The organism is Tardiphaga sp. P9-11, from assembly GCF_008329525.1.
Lineage (GTDB): Bacteria > Pseudomonadota > Alphaproteobacteria > Rhizobiales > Xanthobacteraceae > Tardiphaga.
In genome coordinates this window covers 63,096-89,640 of record NZ_NPKQ01000009.1, presented here as the reverse complement: position 1 = coordinate 89,640, position 26,545 = coordinate 63,096, and the positions used below count along the sequence as shown (strand labels likewise).

General features: G+C 62.2%; 30 protein-coding genes, 2 tRNA genes and 1 other RNA gene. 12 read left to right on the top strand and 21 right to left on the bottom strand.

Going from position 1 to position 26,545, the window contains the following annotated elements; all coding sequences use genetic code 11:
- Positions 1-8 precede the first annotated feature (8 nt).
- The 5 genes from CIW50_RS23565 to CIW50_RS23545 form a co-directional block, all read right to left on the bottom strand.
- Complete coding sequence (locus CIW50_RS23565; protein WP_502707534.1) at positions 9-983, bottom strand: YeiH family protein; 975 nt, start codon at positions 981-983, stop codon at positions 9-11.
- Positions 984-1,213: 230 nt separating this feature from the next.
- A complete protein-coding gene (locus tag CIW50_RS23560) occupies positions 1,214-1,723 on the bottom strand; it encodes an Lrp/AsnC family transcriptional regulator (RefSeq protein WP_149533604.1) in 510 nt (169 codons plus the stop codon).
- Between the two features lie 78 nt (positions 1,724-1,801).
- On the bottom strand, positions 1,802-2,734 hold the full coding sequence (locus CIW50_RS23555; protein WP_149533603.1) for a sugar kinase: 933 nt from the start codon (positions 2,732-2,734) through the stop codon (positions 1,802-1,804).
- A gap of 24 nt (positions 2,735-2,758) precedes the next feature.
- The gene (nudC, locus tag CIW50_RS23550; RefSeq protein ID WP_149533602.1) at positions 2,759-3,691 is read right to left on the bottom strand and encodes an NAD(+) diphosphatase; all 933 of its coding nucleotides are present in this window, start codon (positions 3,689-3,691) and stop codon (positions 2,759-2,761) included.
- Between the two features lie 5 nt (positions 3,692-3,696).
- Positions 3,697-4,119, bottom strand: coding sequence for an HIT domain-containing protein (locus CIW50_RS23545; RefSeq protein WP_149533601.1), 423 nt, complete (start codon positions 4,117-4,119; stop codon positions 3,697-3,699).
- A gap of 180 nt (positions 4,120-4,299) precedes the next feature.
- Between CIW50_RS23545 and ffs the strand changes: the two genes are divergently transcribed.
- The 5 genes from ffs to CIW50_RS23520 all read left to right on the top strand — a co-directional run bounded on the left by ffs (position 4,300) and on the right by CIW50_RS23520 (position 7,849).
- Positions 4,300-4,396: signal recognition particle sRNA small type (gene ffs, locus CIW50_RS23540), an RNA gene on the top strand.
- Positions 4,397-4,547: 151 nt separating this feature from the next.
- Positions 4,548-6,440 (top strand): DNA polymerase III subunit gamma/tau, encoded by a 1,893-nt coding sequence (locus CIW50_RS23535; protein WP_149533600.1) that lies wholly within the window; start codon positions 4,548-4,550, stop codon positions 6,438-6,440.
- A gap of 21 nt (positions 6,441-6,461) precedes the next feature.
- Positions 6,462-6,782, top strand: a complete 321-nt coding sequence (locus CIW50_RS23530) for a YbaB/EbfC family nucleoid-associated protein (protein ID WP_089262819.1) — start codon at positions 6,462-6,464, stop codon at positions 6,780-6,782.
- Between the two features lies 1 nt (position 6,783).
- Complete coding sequence (gene recR, locus CIW50_RS23525; RefSeq protein WP_089262818.1) at positions 6,784-7,386, top strand: recombination mediator RecR; 603 nt, start codon at positions 6,784-6,786, stop codon at positions 7,384-7,386.
- Positions 7,387-7,402: 16 nt separating this feature from the next.
- Positions 7,403-7,849 (top strand): hypothetical protein, encoded by a 447-nt coding sequence (locus tag CIW50_RS23520; protein ID WP_246664430.1) that lies wholly within the window; start codon positions 7,403-7,405, stop codon positions 7,847-7,849.
- A gap of 11 nt (positions 7,850-7,860) precedes the next feature.
- Here the strand turns inward: CIW50_RS23520 and CIW50_RS23515 are convergent, their stop codons facing one another.
- A complete protein-coding gene (locus tag CIW50_RS23515) occupies positions 7,861-9,228 on the bottom strand; it encodes an AmpG family muropeptide MFS transporter (RefSeq protein WP_149533599.1) in 1,368 nt (455 codons plus the stop codon).
- Positions 9,229-9,444: 216 nt separating this feature from the next.
- On the opposite strand from CIW50_RS23515, the gene CIW50_RS23510 reads away from it, so the two are divergent.
- On the top strand, positions 9,445-9,741 hold the full coding sequence (locus CIW50_RS23510; protein ID WP_149533598.1) for a GIY-YIG nuclease family protein: 297 nt from the start codon (positions 9,445-9,447) through the stop codon (positions 9,739-9,741).
- A 142-nt stretch (positions 9,742-9,883) separates the two neighbouring features.
- Here the strand turns inward: CIW50_RS23510 and CIW50_RS23505 are convergent, their stop codons facing one another.
- Positions 9,884-11,098: a DNA recombination protein RmuC gene (locus tag CIW50_RS23505; protein WP_149533597.1), complete on the bottom strand. Its 1,215-nt coding sequence runs from the start codon at positions 11,096-11,098 to the stop codon at positions 9,884-9,886.
- A 232-nt stretch (positions 11,099-11,330) separates the two neighbouring features.
- On the opposite strand from CIW50_RS23505, the gene def reads away from it, so the two are divergent.
- The 3 genes from def to truA are packed head-to-tail and all read left to right on the top strand — an operon-like array spanning position 11,331 to position 13,614.
- On the top strand, positions 11,331-11,852 hold the full coding sequence (gene def / locus CIW50_RS23500; protein ID WP_149533596.1) for a peptide deformylase: 522 nt from the start codon (positions 11,331-11,333) through the stop codon (positions 11,850-11,852).
- Positions 11,853-11,891: 39 nt separating this feature from the next.
- On the top strand, positions 11,892-12,824 hold the full coding sequence (gene fmt / locus CIW50_RS23495; protein WP_149533595.1) for a methionyl-tRNA formyltransferase: 933 nt from the start codon (positions 11,892-11,894) through the stop codon (positions 12,822-12,824).
- 49 nt (positions 12,825-12,873) lie between these two features.
- Positions 12,874-13,614: a tRNA pseudouridine(38-40) synthase TruA gene (gene truA / locus CIW50_RS23490; RefSeq protein WP_149533594.1), complete on the top strand. Its 741-nt coding sequence runs from the start codon at positions 12,874-12,876 to the stop codon at positions 13,612-13,614.
- Here truA and CIW50_RS23485 read toward each other — a convergent pair.
- From CIW50_RS23485 to rpmH, 12 genes are all read right to left on the bottom strand, one after another.
- Positions 13,611-14,171 carry a phosphorylase family protein gene (locus tag CIW50_RS23485; RefSeq protein ID WP_149533593.1) on the bottom strand — a complete coding sequence of 187 codons (561 nt, stop codon included), beginning with the start codon at positions 14,169-14,171 and terminating at the stop codon, positions 13,611-13,613. The genes truA and CIW50_RS23485 overlap by 4 nt on opposite strands.
- Positions 14,168-15,325, bottom strand: coding sequence for a succinyl-diaminopimelate desuccinylase (dapE, locus tag CIW50_RS23480; protein ID WP_149533592.1), 1,158 nt, complete (start codon positions 15,323-15,325; stop codon positions 14,168-14,170). The genes CIW50_RS23485 and dapE overlap by 4 nt, the downstream gene beginning before the upstream one ends.
- Entirely contained in the window at positions 15,325-15,801 is a 477-nt protein-coding gene (locus tag CIW50_RS23475) for a DUF805 domain-containing protein (protein ID WP_149533591.1), read from the bottom strand. The genes dapE and CIW50_RS23475 overlap by 1 nt, the downstream gene beginning before the upstream one ends.
- A gap of 167 nt (positions 15,802-15,968) precedes the next feature.
- A complete protein-coding gene (gene dapD / locus CIW50_RS23470; RefSeq protein ID WP_149533590.1) occupies positions 15,969-16,814 on the bottom strand; it encodes a 2,3,4,5-tetrahydropyridine-2,6-dicarboxylate N-succinyltransferase in 846 nt (281 codons plus the stop codon).
- Positions 16,815-16,915: 101 nt separating this feature from the next.
- Positions 16,916-17,623, bottom strand: a complete 708-nt coding sequence (locus CIW50_RS23465) for a pyrimidine 5'-nucleotidase (RefSeq protein WP_149533589.1) — start codon at positions 17,621-17,623, stop codon at positions 16,916-16,918.
- 23 nt (positions 17,624-17,646) lie between these two features.
- Positions 17,647-18,603: a DUF1036 domain-containing protein gene (locus CIW50_RS23460; protein WP_246664441.1), complete on the bottom strand. Its 957-nt coding sequence runs from the start codon at positions 18,601-18,603 to the stop codon at positions 17,647-17,649.
- Positions 18,604-18,710: 107 nt separating this feature from the next.
- The gene (gene argB / locus CIW50_RS23455; RefSeq protein ID WP_149533588.1) at positions 18,711-19,607 is read right to left on the bottom strand and encodes an acetylglutamate kinase; all 897 of its coding nucleotides are present in this window, start codon (positions 19,605-19,607) and stop codon (positions 18,711-18,713) included.
- 91 nt (positions 19,608-19,698) lie between these two features.
- Positions 19,699-20,076, bottom strand: a complete 378-nt coding sequence (locus CIW50_RS23450) for a DUF423 domain-containing protein (RefSeq protein WP_149533587.1) — start codon at positions 20,074-20,076, stop codon at positions 19,699-19,701.
- Positions 20,076-20,726 (bottom strand): ribosome biogenesis GTP-binding protein YihA/YsxC, encoded by a 651-nt coding sequence (yihA, locus tag CIW50_RS23445; RefSeq protein WP_149533586.1) that lies wholly within the window; start codon positions 20,724-20,726, stop codon positions 20,076-20,078. Before yihA ends, CIW50_RS23450 begins: the two co-directional genes overlap by 1 nt.
- Positions 20,727-20,785: 59 nt before the next feature.
- A complete protein-coding gene (yidC, locus tag CIW50_RS23440; protein WP_149533585.1) occupies positions 20,786-22,645 on the bottom strand; it encodes a membrane protein insertase YidC in 1,860 nt (619 codons plus the stop codon).
- Between the two features lie 73 nt (positions 22,646-22,718).
- Complete coding sequence (gene rnpA, locus CIW50_RS23435; RefSeq protein WP_149533584.1) at positions 22,719-23,081, bottom strand: ribonuclease P protein component; 363 nt, start codon at positions 23,079-23,081, stop codon at positions 22,719-22,721.
- Between the two features lie 24 nt (positions 23,082-23,105).
- Entirely contained in the window at positions 23,106-23,240 is a 135-nt protein-coding gene (rpmH, locus tag CIW50_RS23430) for a 50S ribosomal protein L34 (RefSeq protein ID WP_011471298.1), read from the bottom strand.
- A gap of 447 nt (positions 23,241-23,687) precedes the next feature.
- Here rpmH and CIW50_RS23425 point away from each other — a divergent pair, with 447 nt between their 5' ends.
- Positions 23,688-25,115 carry an ATP-binding protein gene (locus tag CIW50_RS23425; RefSeq protein WP_149533583.1) on the top strand — a complete coding sequence of 476 codons (1,428 nt, stop codon included), beginning with the start codon at positions 23,688-23,690 and terminating at the stop codon, positions 25,113-25,115.
- Positions 25,116-25,283: 168 nt separating this feature from the next.
- Positions 25,284-25,360: transfer RNA gene (locus tag CIW50_RS23420), tRNA-Arg, on the top strand.
- Between the two features lie 115 nt (positions 25,361-25,475).
- On the opposite strand, the gene CIW50_RS29195 is transcribed toward CIW50_RS23420, so the two are convergent.
- Both CIW50_RS29195 and CIW50_RS23415 read right to left on the bottom strand, forming a co-directional pair.
- On the bottom strand, positions 25,476-25,613 hold the full coding sequence (locus CIW50_RS29195) for a hypothetical protein (RefSeq protein WP_172980439.1): 138 nt from the start codon (positions 25,611-25,613) through the stop codon (positions 25,476-25,478).
- A gap of 110 nt (positions 25,614-25,723) precedes the next feature.
- Positions 25,724-25,808, bottom strand: a tRNA-Leu gene (locus tag CIW50_RS23415).
- Between the two features lie 178 nt (positions 25,809-25,986).
- Here CIW50_RS23415 and CIW50_RS23410 point away from each other — a divergent pair.
- Positions 25,987-26,526: a disulfide bond formation protein B gene (locus CIW50_RS23410; protein WP_502707532.1), complete on the top strand. Its 540-nt coding sequence runs from the start codon at positions 25,987-25,989 to the stop codon at positions 26,524-26,526.
- The last annotated feature ends 19 nt before the right edge of the window (positions 26,527-26,545 follow it).

Here is a 26,545-nt window from a genome sequence, read left to right as displayed (position 1 = left end):
GATCTCCGTCAGGTAGTCAGTGTGACCAGCGCAAGGCTGAAGCTGGCAATGAACAGGAAGGCTGCGGCGCCGAGCAGCAGCGGGCGCAGGCCCTTGGCGCGGAGCTTCTGGATATTGGTTTCCAGCCCCATTGCAGCGAGCGCCATGGTCAGCAGGAAGGTCGTGATCGGGATGATCACGCTCATAGCTGCATGCGGCACGTCAACGAGGCTATTCAGGATCACCATCGCCACGAAGCCGAAGGCGAACCACGGGATCGGCACCTTGGCGTTGCCGGATTCCGCGCTGATGCCACGTGCGCGCCGTGTCGCCAGCAGGCCAAGTGTGATCACCACCGGTGCCAGCATCATCACGCGCGCGAGTTTCGCGACGGTGCCGAATTCGCCGGCGTCGCGGCTCTGCTGGAAGGTGGCGGCGACGACCTGCGCGATCTCGTGGATCGATGCGCCGGCCCACAGCCCGAAATGATGCGGGTCGAGCTGCAGCACGTTACTGAGTAGCGGATAGACGAACATGGCGATCGAGCCAAAGATGGTGACGCAAGCGACCGCGTAGGCGACATCCTCATCGGGCGCGCGGGTCACGGTGTTGGTTGCGATCACGGCGGAGGCGCCGCAGATCGATGTGCCGGCGGCGATCAGTTCGACCAGTCTGCGGTCGATACCCATCGCGCGGCCAAGCCACGTGGTGAAGACGAAGGTTGCAACGAGCGTCGCAGCGATCACCGCAAAGCCGACGGCGCCAACCTCCAGCAATTGCGCCGCGGTGAGCTGCAGGCCGAGCAGGATGATGGCGAAGCGCAGGATGCTGCGCATGGAGAAGGTGATGCCGGCTTTGGCTGCTGCCGGCGTGCCGGACGTGTTCTGGATCGCGATACCGATGCCGATTGCCAGGATCATCGGACTGGCGAAGCCGACGTAGGGGATCTCACGCAAAGCGAATGCGGCGCCGGCGATTGCGACAGTGAGGGCCAATCCGGGCAGAAGTGGCAAGCTGCGCGCAGCAAGCGGGCCGGTGCGGTTCGCATCTTGGGCAAGAACGGTCATGGGCCAAACTCCGGTTTGGCCACATCCTCATGCCGTTTGATCAATAAATCTAATTGATCGTTATTGTCATTTCAATCGATAGGGATGATCAATTTTTCCCTTTTACCTGTCATCGCCCGGTCCAAGCGCACAATTGCGCGCAAGGCCGGGCGACGACAATATCCTGCTCAGGCAGCCGGCATGGGCGGCACCGGCAGCGCCGTGACCGACTTGATCTTCTCCATGGCGAAGCGGGAGGTGACGTTCTTCAGGGCCACGGCGCTGATCAGTTTCTTGTAGAAGACGTCATAGCTCTGCATGTCCGCGACCACGACGCGCAGCATGTAGTCGACGTCGCCGGCCATCCGGTAGAATTCCATGACTTCGGGCATCGCGCTGACGGCGTCGGCGAATTTCTTCAGCCAGACATCGGAATGGTCGCCGCTTTCCACGGAGACGAACACCGAGATGCCCAGGCCGATCTTGTTCTGATCGACCAGCGCCACCCGGCGGAGGATCACGCCGTCGGCCTCGAGGCGCTGGATGCGCTTCCAGCACGGTGTCGACGAAAGCCCCACGCGGTCGCCGATCTCGGCTACCGACAGCGAGGCATCTTCCTGCAGGACGGTCAGGATCTTGCGATCAATCGCATCGAGGCGGCGGGTGGATTCAAGGGGCTGGTCGGCGACATCGGTCATGGGAAGAACTTTGTTCTAATTATGGGGTAGATGAACCTCATATATAGAACATTCTTCCAAAGCAAGCCCTGTGCCGCCTCAGCTAAGGGCGCCGACCCTGGATTCCCTCAAAAGCTGTTCGACTTCAGCACGTTGCGGGCAGGCGAAAGCACCGCCATAGCGGGTGCATTTCAGGGCCGCGGCGGCGGACGCGAAGCGCAGCGCCTCCGGTACCGGCTTGCCGCCCGCGAACTCCAGCGCGAAGGCGCCATGGAAAATGTCGCCGGCGCCGAGCGTGTCCACGGTGTGAACGGGGAAGGCGGGGGTTTCTTTCGGATGTCCCTGCTCGTCGAGCCACAGGGTGCCGCGGGGGCCGCGGGTGACGGCGAGGAAGGACGAGGTCAGCGTTGCCATCTTCTGCAGCGCCTTGAGATTGTCGGTGATGCCGGCGGTCGATTGCAGCGCGTCGTCCGAGAAGATCAGGTGCGAGGAAGCGGTCAGCAGGCCCTCGCGCTGCGACAGCGTGCTGTCGATGTCGACGACGACGGGAATGCCGCGATGACGTGCCTCGATGCAAAGCTCGGTGGCAAAGCCCGCGCAGCGGCTCTCGACCAGAATGGCGTCGCAGTCTTTCAGCAGCAGGTCGTGATCGGGCAGCTTCACTTTCCAGAGCTCGGGATCGCGAAAGGTCACGATGGTGCGTTCGCCCGAAGGGTCGATCATGACGGCCGATATCGGTGTCACTAGTCCCGGCATATGCACCAGATGCGCGGAGTCGATGCCTTCCCTGGCGAGATCGTCGAACAGAAACTGGTCGGCGGTCTCGTTCTTGTCGCCCATCGGCCCGGTCATCGATGCCCGGCCACCCAGCCGGCTGACGCCGATGGCAGCGTTGAGCGCATTTCCGCCGATGATCTGGGCGAACCGCTGGGAAGGGAATTTCTGGCCACGCCCGGGGACGGATTCGACGGCAAAGGTCAGGTCGCGAACCGGCAGGCCGATACACAATACGTGGACAGGCTTGGCACTCATGAAGGATTCCCCGTGTGGTCAGGCTTAGTCGGGATGCAGCCAGCGACCGAGCAGATGATGCGCGATGGCGAATGGATGCGGTCCCGCGAGCCCGTCGGGGTGTTCGCGTTTCCACATCAGCATCGCCTCGTCACGGTCAAACCACCGGGCGTCCTCAAGTTCCATTTTGTCGACGGTAATCTCGTCGCTGATGGCGCGGGCCGAGCAACCGATCATCAGGGATGACGGATAGGGCCAGGGCTGCGTCATATAATAGGTGACGTCGGTGCAGCGGATGCCGGATTCCTCGAAGATCTCGCGCTTCACGGCGTCTTCGATAGTCTCGGCCGCTTCGACGAAACCGGCGAGGCACGAATACATGCCCGGCGCGAACTGCTTCTGGCGGCCCAGCAGGCACTTGTCGCCCTTCTCCACCAGCATGATGACGACGGGGTCGGTGCGCGGAAAATGCTCGGTCTTGCAGCTCGGGCAGACACGTTTCCAGCCGCCTTCGGCCATTCCTGATTTGGTGCCGCAATTGGCGCAGAAGGCATGGCGCTGATGCCACGACACCAGCGACTTTGCCTGTGCGATTGCCGATAGCTGGTCCGGCGGCACCACGCCCTGCATCGCCATGCCGCGCAATTCGGAGACGACGACATCGTCGCGCGTCAGTAACTTCTCGACCGCCGGCGCACCGATACCCATGCCGAACACGGCATCGCCATCACGCAGGCCAAGAAAAATCGTGCCGGGATTGGCGCCGAATTTCAGCGCTTCGTCGATGGTCAGCAGCGCGCGCTGGCTGTCGCCTTCCTTCTTCATCACCAGTGAGTCGCGGTAGATGACGTAAGCGCGCGAGGAACTTTTGTTTTCCAGCGCGAACAGTTTTTCGTCGCTGAAGCGTAGATGCGCAGCGCGATCGAGCACGTTGGAGATGAAGGCCGGATGGCCGAGCGGAAACATGGTGCTTGTCATGATGGTCAACCGAGCCAGATCTTGCGGCGGAGCTCTGAGATGAAGCGCTGCACTTCGGCGGCGTCATGGGCGAGTGGCGGCATTACGCCCCAGATCGGCCGCGGCCAGGCAGCATCGGTCTTGCGGCGCGCGATGACGTGGACATGAAGCTGCGGCACCATATTGCCGAGCGCTGCGACATTGAGCTTGTCGCATTTGGTGATGTCCTTGAGCGCGCGGCCGACGCGGTTGATCTCGGTCATCAACTGGCTCTGCGCGACCTCGTCGAGATCGATAATCTCGGTAATGTCGGCACGGCGCGGCACTAGCATCAGCCAGGGGTAGTGCGCGTCTTTCACCACCAGCACGCGACTGAGGGGCAGGTCGCCGATGTCGATGGTGTCTTGTTGCAGCTGCTCGTGCAGTGACCAGGAATCTGAGGGGGGCATTCGGACTCTCAATGAAGGCGCGCAGCGTCGCAGGAAGCGGCAGCGCAGACAACTCCCGTCATGGCTGCTTTTGCCTGTTTGAACCACGTTTTCTTGCGACTTTGTTGCGCAAATCTTGCGGCGGACTTGCGACACGCGCCGCGCTTGCTTTCCGACCATTTTGGCCCCAAATAAGCATCGGGAGATTGGCGGTGGACGAGCCACTCGCCAATCGGGTCAGGTCCGGAAGGAAGCAGCCCTAACGAGATCCGGATCGGGTCGCTCGTCAGTCTCCTACTTGTTTTATCGAGCAAATTCAGCGCCCTGCACAGGGGTCGTTGCTCGGAGGACAGGCGGCCTCGAAGGCAGGAACCAGTGCGTGGTCTGCCAAAGATGCGCCAGATGTTCCGCAAGCCGGCTTTACGAGACAACACATTGCGGATTCCTCGATGACCGACGCTGGCACGTCCCCTCCCGATGATCACCAGAGCGGTTTCGATATGGGCGCTGCCCCGCCTCCGGCCGCTGCAACGCCCTATCGCGTGCTCGCGCGCAAATACCGTCCCGGCAGTTTCGACGATCTGATCGGCCAGGACGCGCTGGTCCGCACCGTTTCCAATGCATTCGAGACCGGCCGCATTCCGCAGGCCTGGATCCTTACCGGTGTCCGCGGTGTCGGCAAGACGACGACGGCGCGCATTCTGGCGCGCGCGCTGAATTATGAAATGGCCGATGGCTCGGTCAAAGGCCCGACCATCCATATGCCGACGCCCGGCATCCATTGCCAGGCGATCATGGAAAGCCGGCATATCGACATCCTCGAGATGGATGCCGCGTCGCATACCGGTGTCGACGATGTCCGCCAGATCAATGACAGCGTGCGCTATGCGCCGTCCAGCGCGCGCTACAAGGTCTACATCATCGACGAAGTCCACATGCTGTCGACCGCCGCCTTCAACGCGTTCCTGAAGACACTGGAAGAGCCGCCGGAACACGCCAAATTCGTGTTCGCCACCACTGAAATTCGGAAAGTCCCGGTGACGGTGCTGTCGCGCTGCCAGCGCTTCGATCTGCGCCGCGTCGATGCCGACGTGCTGATGAGCCATCTGTCGAACATTGCCGGCAAAGAGAATGTCGAGGTCGAGCCGGAAGCGCTGGGCATCATCGCGCGCGCGGCCGAAGGCTCGGTGCGCGATTCGCTGTCCCTGTTCGATCAGGCCATCGCCCATGCCGCGGGTACCGTGCGCGCCGATGCGGTCCGGCAGATGCTCGGCCTCGCCGATCGCACCCGTGTCATCGATCTGTTCGATTCGCTGGCGCGTGGTGACATCGCCAGCGCGTTTAAAGAGTTTCGCGAGCAATACGACGTCGGCGCCGATCCGATCGTGGTGCTGAGTGACCTTGCTGAATTCGTCAATTTTGTCACCCGTGTGAAGATCGTGCCGGCGACCGCCGACAATGTGGCATTCGGTGAGACCGAGCGGCTGCGCGCGAGGGATTTTGCCTCGAAACTGTCGATGCGCGTGCTGTCGCGGATGTGGCAGATGCTGCTCAAGGGCATCACCGAAGTGCAAGGCGCGACGCGTCCCGCCGCCGCTGCCGAAATGGTGCTGGTGCGCATCGCTTATGTCGCAGATCTGCCGACGCCGGATGAAGCGATCCGGATGCTCGATCAGAATGGCGGTTCGTCGCCGATGATCTCTGGCAATGGTGGCGGCCGCGCGGCGCCATCGTCTGCCAATGCTTCAACTGCTATGTCGGCGCCCTTGCCGTCGGCTCAAATGCCGTCAACGATGCCGACGATGTCAGCGGGCGCATCGCGTGGTCCGACCATGCAGCGTGGCAGCGCAGAACCATCGCCGCGGCCGCAAGTCGGCATGGCAGACGCGCCGCCTGCAGCGGTGCTGAAGATTTCGACATTCCCTGAGCTGGTGGCTTTGGCCGGCGAGAAACGCGACCTGATGGTGCGCGGAGCACTCGAAGCTGATGTGCGCCTGATCAAGATCGAGGACGGGCGGCTTGAGCTGGCGATGGAGCGCACGGCGTCGCGCACGCTGATCAACGATCTGTCGCGCAAGCTCGAACAGTGGACCGGTCGCCGCTGGGCCGTGATCGTGTCCAACGAGCAGGGACAGCCGACGTTGCGCGATCAGGAGCTCGAGCAGAAGAACGAGCGGCAGCGCACGGCGGAAGCCGATCCGCGGGTCAAGGAAGTGCTGGCACGGTTTCCGCGTGCGAAAGTCGAGGTTCGTGTCATCGCCCCCGAGCCGCCGGATTTCAACGGGAGCGATAGCGACCTGATCAACGATGACGCGACCGACGGTCTCAACGACGACGATTAATCGAACTGCGAAGGATAACTCATGGCTGATTTTCTCGGCATGATGAAACAGGCAGCGCAGCTGCAATCGAAGATGAAGGCGATGCAGGACGAGCTCGACCATGTCGAGGTCGAAGGCATTTCCGGTGGCGGCCTCGTGTCGGTGCGGATGACAGCGAAGACCGAAGTGAAGGCCGTGAAGATCGATCCGTCGCTGGTGAAGGCCGATGAAGTCGAGATACTGGAAGATCTGCTGGTCACAGCACTGGGCGATGCGCGCCGCAAGGCGGAAGCCGCGATGCAGGAGAAGATGCAGGCGCTGACCGGCGGCCTCGGCCTGCCACCGGGGATGGGCCTCACCTGAGATGGCGTCCACCGCTGGCCCGGAAATCGAACGCCTGATTCAACTGCTGGCGCGGTTGCCCGGGCTTGGCCCGCGCTCGGCCCGGCGTGCTGCGCTGCATCTGATCAAGAAGCGCGAGGCGCTGATGACGCCGCTGGCTGGTGCGTTGCAGGTGGCGATCGACCGGATCCAGGTCTGCAAGGTCTGCAGCAATATCGACACGCAGAATCCCTGCACGATCTGTACGGACCCGCGCCGCGATCCCTCGACCATCGTGGTGGTCGCCGATGTTGCCGATCTGTGGGCGCTGGAACGCGCGCATGCGACGACGGGAAAATACCATGTGCTCGGCGCGACATTGTCGCCGCTCGACGGCGTCGGTCCGCAGGATCTGACCATCGACGCATTGGTGTCACGTGCACATGATTCAGAGGTAAGCGAAATCATCCTGGCGCTGAATGCGACGGTTGATGGGCAGACCACGGCACATTACATCACCGACCTCCTGCAGGAGGCCAATGTGAAGGTGACGCGGCTGGCGCATGGCGTGCCGGTCGGCGGTGAACTCGATTATCTCGACGAAGGCACGCTGTCGGCCGCGATGCGGCAGCGGACGCTGTTTTAGGACTGGAAGAGCATTGATGACACGACACGACTTGAAGGCTTTGCCGACCTGGGCCGCTGCGATTTGTGCGGCCGGCCTGTTTGCTACGGCTGCCAGCGGTGCGACCGAAACGCCGGCTCCGCCGGCGACGCCCGTGGCACCGAAGACGATGAAGATCGGCGACGTGCTGACCGGGCAGCTCAATGCCATGCGCAGCCGCGACGCCAAGGGCAAGCGCACCAATGTGTATCAAGTGGTCAGCGAGCCTCGTCGCCTGCCGGCGCCGGCCGGACTGTGTAATCTCGAAACTGGCCCCGAGACCTTCGAGATCGTGGCGGCAAGCGAAGCGCAAGCCACGCAGTTGCAGAAACTCGTCGGCAAGGAAGTTGCGCTCAAGGTTGCCGAGGTCGCCTGCGCCGAACAGGCCGGGCAGATGAGCGAAGCGCTGGTCACGAAGTGGAGTGTGGTATCGAAGCCGAACTGAGTTCGCTTTGGCTAGACCCGCACCGGCCCCAGCATTTTGAAATGCTCGCGGCGCTGCAGCCAGACCAGCAGGATCAGGCTCGGCACCGCGACGATGACGCTGATCGCGAAGAAGATCGGCCATCCCGTGGCCTGTGCCACGTAGCCTGCGCCTGCCGACAGATAGGTTCGCCCGACAGCGGCCAGCGCCGTGAGCAGCGCATATTGCGTGGCGGTATGCAGTGGATTTTTGCAGAGCGCCGACAGATAGGCGACGAAGATCACCGTGCCGATGGCGCTGGTGAAATTCTCCACGGAGATCGCCAGCGCCAGTGCCCATTGATTGACGCCGACAATGGCCAGCCACGAGAACGCCAGATTGGACACCGCCTGCAGCACGGCGCCTATCCACAGGCTCGCCGCCAGCGAATAGCGCCGCGCGACGAAGCCGCCGGCAAAGCCGCCGATCAGTGTGGCGGCGAGGCCAACGCCTTTGACGATGGCGGCATAGTCGTTCCGGGTGAAGCCGAGGTCGATCACGAACGGCGCCGTCATGGTGCCGGAAAATGCATCGGTGAACTTGAACAGCACCACAAACGCCAGCGCGGCCCAGGCATCCTTGCGGGTGAGAAACTCGGAGAATGCGCCGATCGCTGCCTGCAGTACACGATTGAAGGCGCTCTCGCCGCGCGTGGCCGCTTCCGCTTGCGCGGATTGCTCGGGCTCGGTGGCGGCGAGCGCCGTGACCGTGCCGACCAGCACCATCGCAGCCATCGCCACATAGCCCCACATCCATGCGGTGGAGCGCGCGATGCCGATGCTCTCGAAGGCGCTGACCAGAAACAACACACCAGCCGTCGAGATCAGCATGCCGATGCGATAGGCCGCCACATAGGACGCCATGCCGGCGGCCTGTTCGCTTTCCGGCAGGCTCTCGACACGAAACGCATCGACAACGATATCCTGTGTCGATGACATCGCCGCCACCAGCAGTGCGCCAAGGGCCACGAACAGCGGCGAGCGCGCGGGATCGGTCAGCGCCAGCAGCAGGATCGCACCAATCAGCAACAGTTGTGAAAACACCAACCAGCCACGGCGGCGTCCGAATTGACGCGTAAAGAACGGCACATGCAGCGCGTCGACCAGCGGCGCCCAGAGGAATTTTAGCGTGTAGGGCGTGCCGACCAGTGCGAACAGCCCGATGGTGCCGAGATCGACGCCGGATTCGCGCATCCACACCAGCAGCGTCGAGCCGGACAGCGCCAGCGGCAGGCCCGATGACAGGCCGAGCAGCAGCACAATCAGCACGCGCGGCTGCAGATAAACCGCCAGGCTCTCGCGCCAGGTCGCGCGAGGCTTCAGGGCGAGGGCGGCTTCGGAGGAGTCAGGCGCGCTGGTCATGGGGAAGGGTTAGCAGATTCGGGAGGAAGCGGCCCGTGGCTTCGTATCCCCCCTCTCGGTTGTCATCGCCCGGCTTGACCGGGCGATCCAGTAGCCGGCGGAGCTTGTGTTTTGCTGTGGGGTGTAAATTTTGAGGACGGTGTATACTGGGTTCACCCGGTCAAGCTGGGTGACGACAGACTGAGTTGGCTACAATTGCAGTCGCGAGTTTTCGTGATGAGGACGTACACATTTTACGTCTACATTCTCGCCAGCGGGATTGGCGGGACGCTGTATATCGGCGTAACGAACGATCTCATTCGCCGCGTATACGAACACAAAACGAAAGCCGCAGAGGGATTCACGAAGGCCTATGGCATCGACCGGCTCGTCTACTACGAACGCTTCGACAATATCGAATACGCCATGCACCGCGAGAAGCGGCTCAAGAAGTGGATGCGGGAATGGAAGGTCGTATTGATCGAGAAAGATAATCCCAACTGGGATGATCTCTATCCGCTGATTTGCCGGTGAGCGAACGACTTTTCGGCTGTCATCGCCCGGCTTGACCGGGCGATCCAGTATGCGGCAGTGCTTGTATTTTGCTGCGGCGAGTAAATGTGGCGACGGCGTTTACTGGGTCACCCGGTCAAGCCGGGTGACAACAAATTGAGCTCTACTCCCCAGCCTGCAGCTTGCGCGGCAGCGGCGCGAACATGTCGGGGGCGGCGGTCTTGGCAATGACGGGCGCCACCTCGGTGGCGGGCTCACTCTTGCTGAAGTCCAGTTCCTCGATGCGGCCGGCGCGCTTCTCGATCTTGTCGGCGGAAATCAGGATCTGGCGAACGTCTTCATTGGCCTGTCCGAAATGAGTCTGAAGCTTCATCACGCGATCGCGCAGACGGGTGAGGTCGTCGCCCAAATTCAGTACCTCGGTGCGGATCTGGTCGGCGGCGTCGCGCATCCGCGCGTCCTTCAGGATCTGCTGCATCACCTGGATCGCCAGCATCAGCAGCGATGGCGACACCAGCACCACGCGGGCGCGATAGGCCTTCTGGATGATGTCGTCGAAACCGTCGTGAATTTCGGCATAGACCGACTCCGACGGCACGAACATCAATGCCGTGTCCTGCGTTTCGCCGGCCACCAGATACTTCTCGGCGATATCGGTGACATGCTTCATCACGTCGGTGCGCAGGCGCTGCGCCGCGTATTTCTTCTCCTCGTCGCTGCGCGCATCATGCAGCGCGGTGACGGCTTCCAGCGGGAACTTAGCGTCGATGCACAGCGGGCGCTGGTCCGGCAGGAAGATCACGCAATCCGGCCGTTTGCCCGATGACAGCGTGTGCTGGAACGCATAGGCACCGCTCGGCATGCCGTCCATGACGATGCTTTCCATCCGCGCCTGGCCGAAGGCGCCGCGCGACTGCTTGTTGGCGAGCACGTCGCGCAGCGTCGTCACCTGCGAGGTCAGGTCGGTGAGGTTCTTGTGGGCGTTGTCGATGATGCCCAGGCGCTCATGCAGTGCGCTCAGGCTTTCCATGGTGTTGCGCGTGGTCTGTTCCATGGATTGGCCGACGCGATGCGTCACCGAATCCAGCCGCTCGGATACCGCACGCGCCATGTCGGCCTGACGGCCTGCCAAGGCCTGACCCATGGCATCGACGCGGCCGGTGGCCTCGTTCTGTGCCTTCAACACCTCGCTGAGGCGTTCTTCGAGTTCGTCGGCGCGGATCGCCTGTGCCATGGCCATCGCCGCGCCATGGTTGCCGGAGCGGGCGATGATAATGGCGATGACCAGCAGCAAGGTCAGCGCCAGCGCGCCGAAGCCGGTCAGTGCCACACCCACGGTAACCGGCATGTCGCCGATCAAGAAAAGGATCTCGTTCATCCCGTTACTCTAGCCGATTCGGGCAGTGAAGCGAACGAAGAGGGAACATTTATGGTTAATGCAAGGTGAATTTTCGTGGTTAACCCAAGCTTAAGAAACGAGGTTAAGCTGACCTTAACTGGCATGGTTAACCCTGCCTTAATGGTCATGGTTAGCGAGGGGTTAACGCCCTTCGAAGCGCTGCTTTTCCAACGCATTGACCCAGGCAGGCGCGCAGATTAAATCGCCCGACATGGCCATTCGTGAAATTATTATCCTGCCGGACAAACAGTTGCGGCTGATCTCCAAACCTGTCGAGAAGGTGACGTCGGAGGTGCGCAAGCTCGCCGACGACATGTTCGAGACGATGTATGACGCACCCGGGATCGGGCTGGCGGCGATCCAGATCGCGGTCCCGCTGCGGCTGATCACCATGGACATCGCCAAGAAGGACGATGAGGAGGACGGCAAGAAGCCGCGTGTCTTCATCAATCCGGAGGTCATCTCGGCTTCGGAAGAATTCTCGGTCTACGAGGAAGGCTGCCTGTCGATTCCGGAATATTACGAGGAAGTGGAACGCCCGGCGACGGTGCGCATCCGCTATCTCGATCTCGACGGCAAGACGGTCGAGGAGGAGGCCAGCGGGTTGTTCGCGACCTGCATCCAGCATGAGATCGATCATCTCAATGGCGTGCTGTTTGTCGATTACCTCTCCAAGCTGAAGCGCGACCGCGTGCTGAAGAAGTTCACCAAGCTCGCCAAGCGCGCGGAGTAGGTTTCTCCGCGTCACGCTGCAACAGATCGGCTCCGACCTATGTCGCTTCGTTTGATCTTCATGGGCACGCCGGATTTCGCGGTGCCGACGCTGCTCGAACTCGTGGCTCATGGCCATGAGATCGTGGCCGTCTATACCCGCGAGCCGAAGCCTGCCGGCCGTGGCATGAAGCTGCAGCCAACGCCGGTGGCGCGCGAAGCCGAACGGCTCGGCATTCCCGTGTTCACGCCGAAGACATTGCGGACGCCGGATGCTGAAGCCGAGTTCCGGTCGCATGAGGCCGAGGCGGCGGTGGTCGTCGCCTATGGCATGATCCTGCCGCAGAACATTCTCGATGTGCCGCCCCTGGGTTGCTTCAACCTGCACGGCTCGTTGTTGCCACGCTGGCGCGGCGCCGCGCCGATCAATCGCGCGATCATGGAAGGCGACGCCGAAAGCGGTGTCATGGTGATGAAGATGGATGTCGGCCTCGACACCGGCGATGTCGCCATGGCCGAGCGCTTGCCCATCACCGATGCGATGACCGCGCTGGACCTGCATGACGCGCTGGCGCCGCTCGGTGCCGACCTGATGGTGCGTGCCATGGGCGCGCTGGAAAGGGGCCGGCTGAGCCTGACGCCGCAAAGCGATGTCGGCGTGACCTACGCTGCCAAGATCGACAAGGCCGAGGCCAAGATCGACTGGTCGAAGCCGGCGCGCAACGTGCTGCGACATATCCACGGTCTGTCGCCGTTTCCCGGCGCGTGGTGCGAGATGCCGATCGAAGGCGAGGCGGTGCGCGTGAAGATTCTGCGTTGCGAACTCGCGAAGGGATCGGGCGCGCCCGGCGATGTGATCGACGACCAGCTCACCATTGCCTGCGGCGACGATGCGATCCGGATCATCGACCTGCAGCGCGCTGGCAAGCAGCCGATGAAGGCCATTGAATTCCTGCGTGGCACGCCGCTGAAGCCACCGCTGCGCCTTTCATGAGCATGATCTTGTCCGAAAACCGGTGGCCACTTTTCGGGATCATGCTCTGATGCCGCGCTACAAGATGATCATCGAATATGACGGCACGCCATTTTCCGGATGGCAGGTGCAAGCCAACGCAACGCTGACCGTGCAGGGCGCGCTGGAGCGTGCCGCGGAGGCCATTTGCGGCGAGCCGATCCGCGTTCACGGTGCCGGGCGCACCGATGCGGGCGTCCATGCGCTCGGTCAAGTCGCGCATTGTGATGTGCCGAAAGCGTTGGTGCCCGGTCGCTTTCGCGATGGCATGAACGCGCATCTGCGGCCGCACCCGGTCGGCGTGCTGTCCGCTGATATCGTGCCGGATGATTTCGAGGCGCGGTTCTCGGCCGTCAAACGCCATTACGTCTATCGCATCAGCAATCGCCGCGCGAACCTCGCGGTAGACGCCGGCCGTGTCTGGCGCGTGCCGCGTCCGCTCGATGTCGCAGCGATGCACGAGGGCGCGAAGCGCCTGCTCGGCCGACACGACTTCACGACCTTCCGCGACACCGAATGCCAGGCCAAGTCGCCGATCCGCACGCTCGATCAGCTCGACGTGGAACAGGATGGTGAGGCGATCACGATCACGACATCCGCGCGATCTTTCTTGCACAGTCAGGTGCGCTCGATGGTCGGCTCGCTGGTCTGGGTCGGCAACGGACGTTGGACGCCGGACGACCTGGCTGCGGCGCTGGCCGCGAAGGACCGCAGCGCCTGCGGCATCGTCGCGCCGCCGGATGGGCTGTATCTGGTAAAGGTCGACTACTAGACCTTCACGTCCTTTATCGCGTCCCAGAACAGATCCTGTCCATTGGCGACATTTGCCGTCCAATGCTCGTGCGCGAAATCGTTGGCATCGTCGGTGATGAACTTGAAGGCGCGCCAGCGGATGCCGTGGCGCAGGCAGACCTGCGCGATGGCAAACAGTTCCATGTCGACGATGTCGACATTGTTCGCCACCAGCCAGGGATCGGTGGAGGTGACGAAACTGTCACCACTGCCGCAGATCACGCCTGATTGGCCCGAAACCAGGCGGTCGAGATCGGGCGCAAAAGGTGTGCGGCCGCGCGGCGCCAACGGCTCGGCATTCATGTCGCGCTGGATCACGTCGCTGACCTCGACGAGGCCGCTGAGTCTGGTGTTCAGCTTGCCGGCGGTGCCGTAGTTCACGACGAGCTTGGGCTGCATGGCCTGCACCGCCTGAAGCGTTGCGATCGTCGTGTTGATCTTGCCGACGCCCGTGAAAATCACCTCGATCTCTGACGGGGCACGTGATTTGTCCAGCTCGCTCTCAAGCGCAGTGAGAACGAGAATTTTGCCGCTCATGTGAAATACCGATCCAGTACGCCGCGATAGATTTGGGTGAGCTTTTCCAGATCGGACACCTTCGTGTGTTCGTCAATCTGGTGCATGGTCTGGCCGACCAGGCCGAATTCGATCACCGGGCAGTAGTTCTTGATGAACCGCGCGTCAGACGTGCCGCCACCGGTGTTGAGGTCTGGGGTGCGTCCCGTCACATCCTTGATCGCGGCGGCGACGAGATCGGTAAATGCGCCCGGCTTGGTGACGAAGGAATCCGAATTGCTCGGCTCCCAGATGACATGCGCCTTTATCCGGTTGCCGGCCGCGGCCGCAACGCGCGCATCGATCAGGTCGCGCAGCGTTTCCTGCGTGTGATGGTCGTTGAAGCGGATGTTGAACTTGGCTCGGGCCTGAGCGGGGATCACGTTGCTGGCGGTGTTGCCGACATCCACCGAGGTAAATTCGAGATTCGACGGCTGAAACTGCGCATTGCCCTGATCCAGCGGGTCGCCGCTCAATGCCACGATCAGCGCAGCGATGTCCGGCACCGGATTGGACGCACGATGCGGATAGGCGACATGGCCCTGTACGCCGTCGACCACGAGCGTGCCGGATTGCGAGCCGCGGCGGCCGATCTTGATGGTGTCGCCCATCTCCTCGACATTCGAGGGCTCGCCGACGATGCAGTGATCGAACTTTTCGCCGCGCTCGGCGGTCCATTGCAGCAGCTTCACGGTGCCGTTGACGGCGATGCCTTCCTCGTCACCGGTGATGAGGAACGAGATCGAGCCTTTGGGCTGCCCGTCATTCGCCGCGAGATAATCCAGCACGGCGGCGACACTGGCGGCGATGCCGCCCTTCATGTCCACCGCGCCGCGGCCGTAGAGCACCCCGTTCTTGACGTCGCCGGAGAAAGCGCCATGGGTCCATGCCGCCTCGTCGCCGGGCGGCACCACGTCGGTATGGCCGGCGAAGCAGATATGCGGCGCGGACGTCCCGATGCGGGCATAGAGGTTTTCGATATCCGCGCTGCCTTCCTCGCTGAAAGTGACGCGCTGCACCGTGAAGCCCGCGGACGTCAGCAACTGCTCGAGCACGCCGAGCGCGCCCGCGTCAGCAGGGGTGACGGAGGGGCAGCGAAGCAGATCTTGAGCAATCGAAAGAGCGGTGGTGGACATCAGACCCTTGGTGCAGTGGCGAGTTCGGCAAGCGGATCGGGGCCGTATTCGTTCGGCCCGGGGGTGCCGCGCAGGAAGCCCAGTTCGACGATGGCCCAGATGGTGACGGCGAAGCTGGCAATATGAAAGACGAAGCTGGTGCTTGCGCTGCTGGTGCTGCCGATGCCGCTCAGGACGCTCGGCCCGAGCCAGAACACCAGGATCCACCAGCCGCTTTTTTCGCGGTCATGCAGCCGCTTGATGCCGGTAGCGACCCCGGACCATGTGCCGGCGACGATGAGGACGATGGCAGCCAGCCACAGCAACAGTGCGCCGCCGACCATGCTGAACAGGCGATCGGTGTCAAAGCCGCCGAGCCACATGACGGCAGCAGCCACGAAGGCGACCCAGGCCACTATGTAAATAAGGATCGCGAGCCAGTATTTGCCGCGATTGATCCGTCCCTTGAAGCTGAAAAGCAGCGTGGTCCAGTCCATGGCAGCCCCCAGGTCAACGGATCGGTCCGGTCTGCGCGATGCTACGCGCAAACCGGCCTGAACGTAAACCGGAGCTTCGGCTCCGATAAGAATCAGAACTGAAGCTCCATTTTTATTCCGGCGGGTTTTCCCGATGCGAACTGGTGTCCACTTCGCGTGAGAACACTTTAGTCGCGCAGCAGCTCGTTGATGCTGGTCTTGGAGCGGGTGCGCTCGTCGACGCGCTTCACGATCACGGCGCAAGCGGTGGACGGGCCGATCTGGCCGTTCTTCATCGGCTTGCCGGGCAGGTTGCCGGGGACCAGCACGGCATATTCCGGCACTTCGCCGACGAACACTTCGCCGGTTTCGCGGTCGACAATCTTGGTCGATGCGCCCAGGAACACACCCATGGCCAGCACCGCGCCCTTGCGGACGATGACGCCTTCAGCGACTTCCGAGCGGGCGCCGATGAAGCAGTCGTCCTCGATGATGACCGGGCCGGCCTGTAGCGGCTCCAGCACGCCGCCGATGCCGACGCCGCCGGAAATGTGCACGCGCTTGCCGATCTGGGCGCAGGAGCCCACCGTCGACCAGGTGTCAACCATCGAGCTCTCATCGACATAGGCGCCGAGATTGACGAAGGACGGCATCAGCACGACGTTCTTGGCGATGAAGGCCGACTTGCGCACGATGGCGCCCGGCACGGCGCGGAACGCCGCACTACGGAACTGATCGTCGCTCCAGCCGTCGAACTTCGAGGGCACCTTGTCCCACCACGGTGCGCCGCCGGGGCCGCCCGAGATTGTGGTCATGTCGTTGAGGCGGAACGACAGCAGCACAGCTTTCTTCAGCCACTGATTGACGGTCCACTTGCCATCGTCGGCGCGGACGGCAACGCGGGCCTCGCCCTTGTCGAGCAGGTTCAGCGCCTGATCGACGGCGTCGCGCACTTCGCCCTTGGTCGAGGCGTTGACATTGTCGCGCGCATCGAAGGCGGCATTGATGGTGGATTCGAGGGCGGTCAGCGACATCGCGATTTCCTTGGGCAGATCGAGGGTAAAAAGGTGATTTCTTGGAGCTTTTGTCGGGATTCGGCCGGGGAGAGTCAAGACGCGCCAGCGGCCATCCCGCCTTAGCGGGCCTTGTTTAGCGCCGCCAGAAACCCGGTCAGATCGTCGGTGACGTGATCGACATGGTCGTCATCACGGCCTTCCAGCTCCCAGTCCTCGCGGACAACTTCCTTGGCGCCATCAGGCACGATCAAGACGGTCGTCATGCCGAGCTTGTGCGGCACCACGAGGTTGCGCGACAGGTCCTCGAACATGGCCGCCTTCGAGGGATCGACGCCGTGATCGCGCAGGAACTTGTCGTAGGTCTGCTGCGCCGGCTTTGGCTCCAGATCGGCCGCGATGATGTCGAAGATTGCTTCGAACTGATCGGCGAAGCCGAGACGCTCCAGCACGGAGCCGGCATGGGCGACCGAGCCGTTGGTCAGGATCAGCTTGCGGCCGGGTAGTTGCGCGATGGCGGTCCCCATCACCGGATTGGGCTCCAGCGGCGAGTGATCGATCTCGTGGACAAAAGCGAGGAAGTCGTCGGCGCGGACACCGTGCTCGGTCATCATGCCGCGCATGGTGGTGCCGTAGCGCTTGTAATAGTCCTTCTGAACCTTGAAGGCCTCGTCGGGCGATACCTTGAGAAAGTTCGCGACGAAGTCGCGGATCTTGCCGTCGACCTGCTGCCACAGATTGACGTGATGCGGATACAGCGTGTTGTCGAGATCGAACACCCATGTCTCGACATGAGTGAAGGCACGCGGCGATTTGGTCGGCAAGGTCATTGATTGTCTCTGTTGTCTGGCCGTCACGGTGTCGCAAAACGCAGCGTTCTGCCGCCGCCCGACATATCGACGATGGCGAAGCCCGCGCTGGTGAGGCCGCGGGTATTGCAGTCGTTGTGTTCGCGAATTTCGAACTTGCTCTCACGTGTGCACAGCATGCGAACGCCGCCCCAGTTCAGGGGCTTGTCGTTGAGCTTGATAGCGCGCCCGTTGTCATCGACGGCTTCGGCGAAACTGAGGATCTGTCGGGGTTGGCCGACAACATCCGGCCGCAGGCACTTGCCGGGCTCGATGCGATACCAGCCGCGGCTGACAACACCCTTGCCGTCATCGGCCGCGACCGAGGCCATGACCTTGTAGGAGGTGTCGTTGCACCAGGTGAGGCCGGTCGCAGAGGGAGCCTGCACGGCGGTGATCATGGTTTCGAAAAAGTTCGGCGTCGACACCGCGTCGGCGGTGAGACCGCGGCTCTTGAGAAATGATGAGAGCGCGTTTTGAGTCTTCGGCCCGTCCACGCCGTCGATCGGCGCGGCGTCATAGCCGGCGATCACAAGCAGGCGCTGGATCGCAGCGAGCTTGGCCTGCTCGTCGTCATATTCGCTGTCTTCGGCGAGATAGGCGACCATGTTGCCGTCGTCAGTCTGCGTCGGTTTGATCATTGTGAACGGCACTTGCGACTGTCCGGCGCGGCACTGCCGGGCGGCGGCGATGACGAAGTTATCCGGCGCAATGCAAAGATTGTCGGTGCCGTTCTGCGCCACGGGTGAGGCGCCATAGATGCTGAGCGCGCGGGCATGCAGCAGGATGCGGTCGGCGGTCAGCGTGCCCTGCACGACGAAGCGGCACTGCGCGGGGTCGATGCGAAACCAGCCGCGCGTCGCGGTGGCGCTCTTGTCGTCGATGCCGATGGCGGCTTCGACGACATAGCTCATGCGGTTGCAGAGTTTGAGATCGGCGCGAGCAGCTGTGTTGGCAAACAGCCCGAGGACAGTGGCGACAAACGCCGCAGATCTCTTTCGCGTCCACCAGCCAGACGCGAATGGCCGGGACAAGCCCGGCCATAACGACGTGTGGTGTGCGGTGTCTATCACTTGTGGATCAGCGTGCCCGTGCCCTGATTGGTGAAGAGTTCGAGCAGCACTGCGTGAGGCATCTTGCCGTCGATGATCACGACGCCTTCGACGCCCTGCTCCAGCGAGTAGATGCAGGTCTCGACCTTCGGGATCATGCCGCCGGAAATGGTGCCGTCGGCGATCAGCTTGCGGGCGTCCTTGACCGAGAGCTGAGGGATCAGCTTCTTCGACTTGTCGAGCACGCCTGGCACGTCAGTCAGCAGCAGCAGGCGCTTGGCCTTCAGGGCGCCAGCAACGGCACCGGCAAAGGTGTCGGCATTGACGTTGAAGGTCTGGCCGTCTCTGGACGTGGCCAACGGCGCCAGCACCGGGATCAGCTCATGGCCGATCAGCTGGTTCAGCAGCGTCAGGTCGACCTTGTCGGGCTCGCCGACAAAACCGAGATCCACTACCTTCTCGATGTTGGAATCCGGGTCGACCATGGTCCGCGTCGCCTTCGACGCCGTGACCATGTTGCCGTCCTTGCCGCACAGACCGACGGCCTTGCCGCCGGCCTCGTTGATGTAGCCGACGATCTGCTTGTTGATCGAACCGGCCAGCACCATCTCAACGATCTGGATGGTCGCGGCATCAGTGATGCGCAATCCGGCGGCGAATTCCGATTTGATGCCGAGGCGCGTCAGCATCTGGGCGATCTGCGGGCCGCCGCCATGCACGACCACCGGATTGATGGCGGTCTGCTCCAGCAGCACGATATCGCGTGCGAAAGCGCGGGCGGTATCCTCGGCGCCCATGGCGTGCCCGCCATATTTGATGACGATCGTCTCTTCGTCATATTGCTGCATGTGGGGCAGCGCCTCGGACAGGATGCGGGCCTGGTCGAGAGCACTGATGATGGGCGCGTCGGTCATGAAGCGGATCTCACGGTGAGCAATCTGCGGCGCGTTCTAGCCGATTGATCGGCGCGGCGCAAAGCATCGCTGCTCTGACAGTAGCCCGACGTCAGGCGCTTCTTGGCCAGGCCGCCGATACCGCCAGCGCCAGCCAGCTCAGGATCAACAGGGTGCCGCCGGTCGGTGCGGCCATTGTGAACAGTCCGTGACCGACATACTGGCGCAGGGTCAAATCGCCCGCGAAGATCGCAGCCGCAACGACGAAGCCGAAGGCCGCGGTGAGGCCGATCTGCAGATGGGCGACACCGCGCTCGATCAGAGCGACCGCACCGAGAACGGCGGCCGCGTGGAACAGGAGCATTGAGGACGCCGAGGCCAGTCGCGTGGCATCCGGCTGGTGCGCGGAGGCGGCGGCGAGAATGACGCCGTCGGCGCCCATCACGCCGGCCAGGATGACAAGAATGCGAAACAGGCTAAAGCGGGACATCAGTTGCGCTCGTTCAACAGGCGAACCATCGCGGCGCGCAATTCGGCCATGCCATCGCCGGTGCGCGACGAGGTCACCAGGACGTCGGGAAAGGCGGCCGGATGAGTCCGCAACTCGGTGCGGACCTCTTCGAAGGTCTTTTCGAGTTCGCTCTTCTTCACCTGATCGGCCTTGGTCAGCACGATCTGGTAGCTGACCGCGGAGCGATCGAGGGATTTGAGCACGTCGAGATCCACGTCCTTCAGGCCATGCCGGGAGTCGATCAGAACATAGACGCGTGCGAGGCTCGCGCGGCCCTGCAGGAAATTATAGATCAGCTTGGTCCAGGACGCGATCTTGACCTTCGGCGCGGAGGCATAGCCATAGCCGGGCATGTCAACGAGCCGGAAGTCGGAACCGTCGGGACCTTCGAAGAAGATCAGCTCCTGGGTGCGGCCCGGCGTGTGCGAGGTCCGCGCCAGCGCATTGCGGCCGGTCAACGAATTGATCAGGCTGGATTTGCCGACATTGGAACGACCCGCAAAGGCCACTTCCATTCCTGCCATAGGTGGCAGCGTCTCGATCGAGGGTGAGGCCCAGATGAACTTCCATTCGCCTGCGAATAGCAGGCGACCCTGTTCGATCAGCTTCGCATCGGTGTCAGTGGTCATGCGAAGTCTTTCCGGCGTGCGCCCCGGCTTACGCCGGGGACGTCAGCCATTTGGTTTGATCAGGTGGTCTTCTTCTTCGCGAAGGTCGACTTCACGTTGTCGAACAGTTCGACCTTCACGCCGTTGCGATTCATGATGTAGGCCTGCTGCAGCACCGAGAGGGTGTTGTTCCATGCCCAGTAGATCACGAGGCCTGCGGGGAAGCCGGCGAGCATGAAGGTGAAGATCAGCGGCATCCAGTCGAAGATCATCTTCTGCGTCGGATCCGGCGGCGTCGGATTGAGCTTCATCTGGAACCACATCGTGATGCCCATGATGATCGGCCAGATGCCGAGCGCGAGATAGTGGCCGAACACCGGAATCGTGGTCGGATCGACGGGGATCAGGCCAAACAGGTTGAACAGGTTGGTCGGATCATGTGCCGACAGATCCTTGATCCAGCCGAAGAACGGCGCGTGGCGCATTTCGATGGTGACGAACAGAACCTTGTAGAGTGAGAAGAACACCGGGATCTGCAACATGACGGGAAGACAACCGGCGATCGGGTTGATCTTCTCCTTCTTGTAGATCTCCATCATCTCCTGCTGCTGCTTCATCTTGTCGTCAGGGAAGCGCTCCTTGAGCGCCGCCAGCTGCGGCTGCACGGCCTTCATCTTCGCCATCGAGGCGTAGGACTTCGAGGCCAGCGGGAAGAAGATGATCTTCACCAGCACGGTGACGAGCAGGATGGCGATGCCGAAATTGCCGAACAGGTGGAAGAACCAGTCGAGCGCCAGGAACATCGGCTTGGTGATGAAGTAGAACCAGCCCCAGTCGATCAGAAGGTCGAAGTGGTTGAGGCCGAGCGCCTGATTGTAGCCGCCGAGGCCGACGGCCAGCGGGAAGTTGATGCCGACGGTCGCGGCTTCCTTGGCACCGGCGAACAAGCGGGCATTGGCCGTGCCGGTGCCGCCGATTGCGATGGTCTGCGCATCCTGCAGATAGTCGGTCTGGTAGGTTCGCAGGGCGCCTGTGAGTTTCGACGAGAACCGTGCCTGCAGCTGCGCATTGGTGTCAGGCAGCAGCGCCGAAGCCCAGTATTTGTCGGTAATGCCGAGCCAGCCATTGGTGACCTTGAAGTTCACCTCCTTGGCGTCGTCGATCTTCTTGTATCCGTATTCCTGCAGGCCCTGGTCGCCGAGATAGCCGACGAGGCCTTCATGCAGGATGTAATAGCCTTCGACATGCGGCGTGCCGTGGCGCGAGATCAGCGCGAACGGATACAGCGTCACCGGTGCATTGCCGATATTGCTGACGTCGTCCTTGACCGAGAACAGGTAGCGGTCGTCGATCGAGATCGTGCGGGTGAAGGTCAGGCCGTCGCCGTTGTTGTACTTCAGAACGACAGGTGTGGTCGGCGTCAGGGCGTTCGCGCCTTCCTGCTGCCACTGGGTGTTCTGGTCGGGAATCTTGGTATTCGAGCCAGCCGCAGCGACCCAGCCGAACTCGGCATAATAAGGTGCGGCAGTGCCCGAGGGGGAGAACAACACGATCGCCGGCGACTTCGGATCCACGGTGTCGCGGAACTTGGTCAGCGAGATATCGTCGATGCGCGCGCCCTTCAGCGCGATGCTGCCGGAGATGCGCGGGGTGTCGATCTTGACGCGCTGCGAGGCTGCGATGGCGCTATCGCGGCTGACGATCGGAGCATTGGCCGGAGCTACATTCGCCGGTGCGCCTCCTGCGGCGGTGGAATTCGCGGTCGGCGTCGTGCTGCCGGGCGTGGCGTTTGGCTGTGCGGTCGGATTGGCGAGCTGGGTCTGCGTCGCGGTCTGTGCGCGCTGCTTCTCCATCTGCGGAATGTTGTAAAAATATTGCCAGCCGATCAGCACCAAGCCGGACAGAATGACGGCAATGATGGTGTTGCGATTATCGATCATCGTTCAGGTCTCGTCATTCAAATGCGGGTGCGGCTCTCGCGGCCAGCTGCGCGCTTGTGGCAGGCTGGAAGCGTCAGGTCACGTCAGTTTTAGAAGATTGCATCTTAGCGGATTGCCGATCGAGGCGGTGCAGCGCCGAGCGGAGATCGTCGAGCATGGTCGTGAAGTCGCGTTGGAGCGCGACACGACGGCCGACTAGCACATAATCGCTGTGGGGTCGCATGGATAAGACATCGACGCGCTTCACCAGTTCGCGAAGCCTGCGTCGGATCCGGTTCCGCTCGGTGGCGGTTCCGTTTTTTTTGGTCACGGTGAAGCCGACCCGGATCGGGCCGTCATCGTCACGCCGCCGGGTCTGCATCACAAAGGCAGGGCTGTTCACCCGCGGCCCATTGGCAGCGGCGAGAAAGTCCGCCCGCTGCCGTAACCGGTCCATGATGAACTCTCGAGAGAGATCCGATCAGGCGCTGAGGCGCTTGCGGCCACGTGCGCGGCGCGCAGCCAGAACCTTGCGGCCGCCCACGGTCGCCAAGCGAGCGCGGAAGCCGTGACGGCGCTTGCGCACCAATTTGCTGGGTTGATAAGTCCGCTTCACGGGTCGTTCTCCGCTGACCGGGCAATTCGCCGAGTAATTTGAGGTAAGTCCTAAGATGTTGACTCAATGAGCCATTTCCGGCCCAAAGATGAGCCGCGCCCGATCCAAGATCGGGCCATCGCGGACAGTTGGCGGGCTTATACGGGAGCGTCCTGATTTCGTCAATGTTGGCCTGTAGCGGTGTTCTGGTCTGCTAAATTCCTGGAACAATGGGATTAATCTCATTTGTTCGGTGTTTTCAGGTTGTTGGCGGTTCTGAAATTGCTCTATGGCTTGAGTGCGTTCGCTTGGCGGACGGATTTAAGAGATGGAGACAAAATTCACCGTAACAAATCGTCGTTGGACGCGTATCTCCCGATAGTTCAGCGTCAGACCGTAAGATCAGAGGCTAATATTGTGTCTTCGGCCGGCGAAAAGCCCATCGAGCCCGCATTCAGGCTCGGCCCCATGCGACGGCTGGGGCTGTCGGGTAAGCTTTTGCTGCTCACCATCCCACTGGTGCTGATTGCCGAAGTTCTCATTTATGTCCCGTCGATCGCCAATTTCAGGATTAACCGACTGAATGACAGGCTGGCCGCCGCCAATACGGCAGCGCTGGTACTGGACGCCGCGCCGCTCGGCATGGTGCCGGAATCGCTGTCGCGACAAATCCTGAGCAGTATCGGCGCCCGTGCGGTGGCCATCAAGATGGGCCAGCAGCGCCGTCTGCTCGCCAGTGCCGATCTGCCGGCGCAGATCGACCATGACATCGATATGAGGTCGATCACCGTATGGTCGGCGATTGTCGATGCATTCGAAGTCATGCTGGAGAGCGGCGATCAGACGATGCGGATCATCGGGCCGGCGCCTGGCGGGGCGCAATTCATTGAAGTAGTGGTCGATGAATTGCCGCTGCAGCAGGCGATGTATCGTTTCTCAAGCAATCTTTTATGGGTGTCGCTGGGACTGGCGATTCTCTCGGCGGGGCTGGTCTATCTGGCGCTGCATTATCTGTTCGTGCGGCCGATGCGGAATTTGACGGCCAATCTCGTCGCTTTCCATGAAAACCCCGAGAGTTCGGCGCGGATCATCGTGCCGAGCCAGCGTGCCGACGAAATCGGCGTGGCGGAGCGTGAGTTGTCCGACATGCAGCGCGATCTCGTTTCGATGCTGCATCAGAAGAGTCGTCTTGCCGCACTCGGCCTCGCGGTCTCGAAGATCAATCACGACCTGCGCAACCTGCTTGCGTCATCGCAATTGCTGTCGGATCAGCTCGCCAGTGTGCCAGATCCGCGCGTGCAGCGCTTCGCCCCGAAGCTGATGCGCTCGCTGGAGCGCGCTATCGCCTTCTGCCAGTCAACGCTCTCTTATGGCCGCGCGCAGGAAGCTGCTCCCGATCGCAAAATGATGCTGGTCGAACCGGTGGTCAATGAAGTCCGCGAATCGGCGGGACTTGCGACCGACGCGTCGATCGGCTGGGTCAACGCTATCGAGCGCGGGCTGACGATTGACGCCGATCCCGACCAGTTGTTTCGCATTTTGCTCAATCTGGTCCGCAATGCGGCCCAGGCGCTGGAGGGGCAGCCGCAGAGTGATGGCGCCCCGCAGCAGATTCGCATCACTGGCCGGCGCGAGGGTGCTGTCACCATTCTCGAAGTGTCCGACACGGGCCCCGGCGTCCCGCAACGTGCGCGCGACCACCTGTTCGAGGCATTTCAAGGCTCATCTCGCCCCGGCGGTAGCGGGCTGGGCCTGGCAATCGCAGCCGAACTGGTCCGTGCCCATGACGGCGACATTAATCTGGTGGAAGGCACTTTGGGCGCCACCTTCCGCATCAGCCTTCCGGACCGGCCGGTGGAGCTGCACAGTATCCGCACCGAGCGTGCCCGGGCCTGAGCAGTCTTTTTCTGGCATGTCACGGGAGTGAAATAAGCGACTCAGGGCGCTTGCCAAGCCGGGTCCGACCCGGTAGCTATGGCCCGCTTTCGCAAGCCCTGCTTCGGGGTTTCCGAAACGCATCCGATGTTGGTGGTTTGGGTCTTTCCCTGCTCCACATCGTGGCACGCGCCCGTAGCTCAGCTGGATAGAGCACGTGACTACGAATCACGGGGTCAGAGGTTCGAATCCTTTCGGGCGCGCCATTCAGAATAAAACCGCGAATGCTTACGTCATTGAGTCGTCTTCATAATTGACCTCTGACAGGCGTCGGTCAGATGAATTGGAAGCCGGCGCCCGCTCATCTGCACAAGGTTTTTCTCACAAACGGCGCTCGCATTGACGTTGGTCGTCGCGCTGCCAGCTCTCGCCGTTGGAGTCCTTACAATTGTTAGAGCGCTTGTCGTCTTTTTCGCCCGGTTTCAGGTGCCGACGATAGGTATCGTTCTTGGCCGGCATGGGTTCGATCCCCCCAAAATCGCGATACTACGGCGGTAGGCGCGAAATGCGAATCGGACCTGAAATTATAGGGGAAAGCGAACGTTGGCGGGCGAGGCCGAATGCCCGAATGGTGCCCCTGGCCGGAATCGAACCAGCACTCCTTGCGGAACTCGATTTTGAGTCGAGCGCGTCTACCAATTCCGCCACAGGGGCATTCGGGCGCCGGCCGAAGCCAAGGGTCGCGAAGCGGGCGGAATATAGCGGGCGCTCCGGGTGGGTCAACCTGCGGTTTTGCCAAGTTGGCCGTCGCGCACACTCCAGTGTGATCCGGGCTGTCTCGACAGGGTGGTGTGCCACGGGATAGGACCCAACAGCCACTCCGGAGAGCATCGTGACTGCCCAGACCGCCCCGACATCCGCGCCCGTGCATGTTTCGTCGAACCCGGCACTGGTCGCCGCCCTTGCGGTTGGCCTGATCGCTATGGCCACATTGGCGGGGGCCTGGTTCTTCCAGCTCGTGCTGGATATCCGGCCATGTCCGCTCTGCCTCGAGCAGCGCTATGCCTATTATCTCACGATCCCACTGGCGGTGCTGGTGGCGATTGCCGCCGCGAAGGACGCGCCGCGCGGTCTGGTCGTTACTGGACTGATGCTGCTGGCGCTGGCGGCGCTCGCCAATGCAGTACTCGGCGGCTATCACGCCGGCGTCGAATGGAAATTCTGGCAGGGGCCGACTGACTGTTCCGGTCCGGTGGTCGATCTCGGCAAGGCCGGCAGCCTGCTGGAGCGTCTCGACACCGTGAAGGTGATCCGCTGCGACGAGGTGCAGTGGCGTTTCCTCGGCCTGTCGCTGGCCGGCTACAACGTGTTGATCTCGCTGGCGATGGCCGCGATCGCAATATGGGGCGCCGGCCGGACCGCGCGCCGCTAGGGTCCGGTAAATCGGCCCC

Excerpts from the sequence above, each read along its gene's own strand:
- CIW50_RS23560 (WP_149533604.1), bottom strand. The coding sequence starts at position 1,723 with ATGACCGATGTCGCCGACCAGCCCCTTGAATCCACCCGCCGCCTCGAT.
- CIW50_RS23555 (WP_149533603.1), bottom strand. The coding sequence starts at position 2,734 with ATGAGTGCCAAGCCTGTCCACGTATTGTGTATCGGCCTGCCGGTTCGC.
- nudC (WP_149533602.1), bottom strand. The coding sequence starts at position 3,691 with ATGACAAGCACCATGTTTCCGCTCGGCCATCCGGCCTTCATCTCCAAC.
- CIW50_RS23545 (WP_149533601.1), bottom strand. The coding sequence starts at position 4,119 with ATGCCCCCCTCAGATTCCTGGTCACTGCACGAGCAGCTGCAACAAGAC.
- CIW50_RS23535 (WP_149533600.1), top strand. The coding sequence starts at position 4,548 with ATGACCGACGCTGGCACGTCCCCTCCCGATGATCACCAGAGCGGTTTC.
- CIW50_RS23530 (WP_089262819.1), top strand. The coding sequence starts at position 6,462 with ATGGCTGATTTTCTCGGCATGATGAAACAGGCAGCGCAGCTGCAATCG.
- recR (WP_089262818.1), top strand. The coding sequence starts at position 6,784 with ATGGCGTCCACCGCTGGCCCGGAAATCGAACGCCTGATTCAACTGCTG.
- CIW50_RS23520 (WP_246664430.1), top strand. The coding sequence starts at position 7,403 with ATGACACGACACGACTTGAAGGCTTTGCCGACCTGGGCCGCTGCGATT.
- CIW50_RS23515 (WP_149533599.1), bottom strand. The coding sequence starts at position 9,228 with ATGACCAGCGCGCCTGACTCCTCCGAAGCCGCCCTCGCCCTGAAGCCT.
- CIW50_RS23510 (WP_149533598.1), top strand. The coding sequence starts at position 9,445 with ATGAGGACGTACACATTTTACGTCTACATTCTCGCCAGCGGGATTGGC.
- CIW50_RS23505 (WP_149533597.1), bottom strand. The coding sequence starts at position 11,098 with ATGAACGAGATCCTTTTCTTGATCGGCGACATGCCGGTTACCGTGGGT.
- def (WP_149533596.1), top strand. The coding sequence starts at position 11,331 with ATGGCCATTCGTGAAATTATTATCCTGCCGGACAAACAGTTGCGGCTG.
- fmt (WP_149533595.1), top strand. The coding sequence starts at position 11,892 with ATGTCGCTTCGTTTGATCTTCATGGGCACGCCGGATTTCGCGGTGCCG.
- truA (WP_149533594.1), top strand. The coding sequence starts at position 12,874 with ATGCCGCGCTACAAGATGATCATCGAATATGACGGCACGCCATTTTCC.
- CIW50_RS23485 (WP_149533593.1), bottom strand. The coding sequence starts at position 14,171 with ATGAGCGGCAAAATTCTCGTTCTCACTGCGCTTGAGAGCGAGCTGGAC.
- dapE (WP_149533592.1), bottom strand. The coding sequence starts at position 15,325 with ATGTCCACCACCGCTCTTTCGATTGCTCAAGATCTGCTTCGCTGCCCC.
- CIW50_RS23475 (WP_149533591.1), bottom strand. The coding sequence starts at position 15,801 with ATGGACTGGACCACGCTGCTTTTCAGCTTCAAGGGACGGATCAATCGC.
- dapD (WP_149533590.1), bottom strand. The coding sequence starts at position 16,814 with ATGTCGCTGACCGCCCTCGAATCCACCATCAATGCCGCCTTCGATGCG.
- CIW50_RS23465 (WP_149533589.1), bottom strand. The coding sequence starts at position 17,623 with ATGACCTTGCCGACCAAATCGCCGCGTGCCTTCACTCATGTCGAGACA.
- argB (WP_149533588.1), bottom strand. The coding sequence starts at position 19,607 with ATGACCGACGCGCCCATCATCAGTGCTCTCGACCAGGCCCGCATCCTG.
- CIW50_RS23450 (WP_149533587.1), bottom strand. The coding sequence starts at position 20,076 with ATGTCCCGCTTTAGCCTGTTTCGCATTCTTGTCATCCTGGCCGGCGTG.
- yihA (WP_149533586.1), bottom strand. The coding sequence starts at position 20,726 with ATGACCACTGACACCGATGCGAAGCTGATCGAACAGGGTCGCCTGCTA.
- yidC (WP_149533585.1), bottom strand. The coding sequence starts at position 22,645 with ATGATCGATAATCGCAACACCATCATTGCCGTCATTCTGTCCGGCTTG.
- rnpA (WP_149533584.1), bottom strand. The coding sequence starts at position 23,081 with ATGGACCGGTTACGGCAGCGGGCGGACTTTCTCGCCGCTGCCAATGGG.
- CIW50_RS23425 (WP_149533583.1), top strand. The coding sequence starts at position 23,688 with ATGCGACGGCTGGGGCTGTCGGGTAAGCTTTTGCTGCTCACCATCCCA.
- CIW50_RS29195 (WP_172980439.1), bottom strand. The coding sequence starts at position 25,613 with ATGCCGGCCAAGAACGATACCTATCGTCGGCACCTGAAACCGGGCGAA.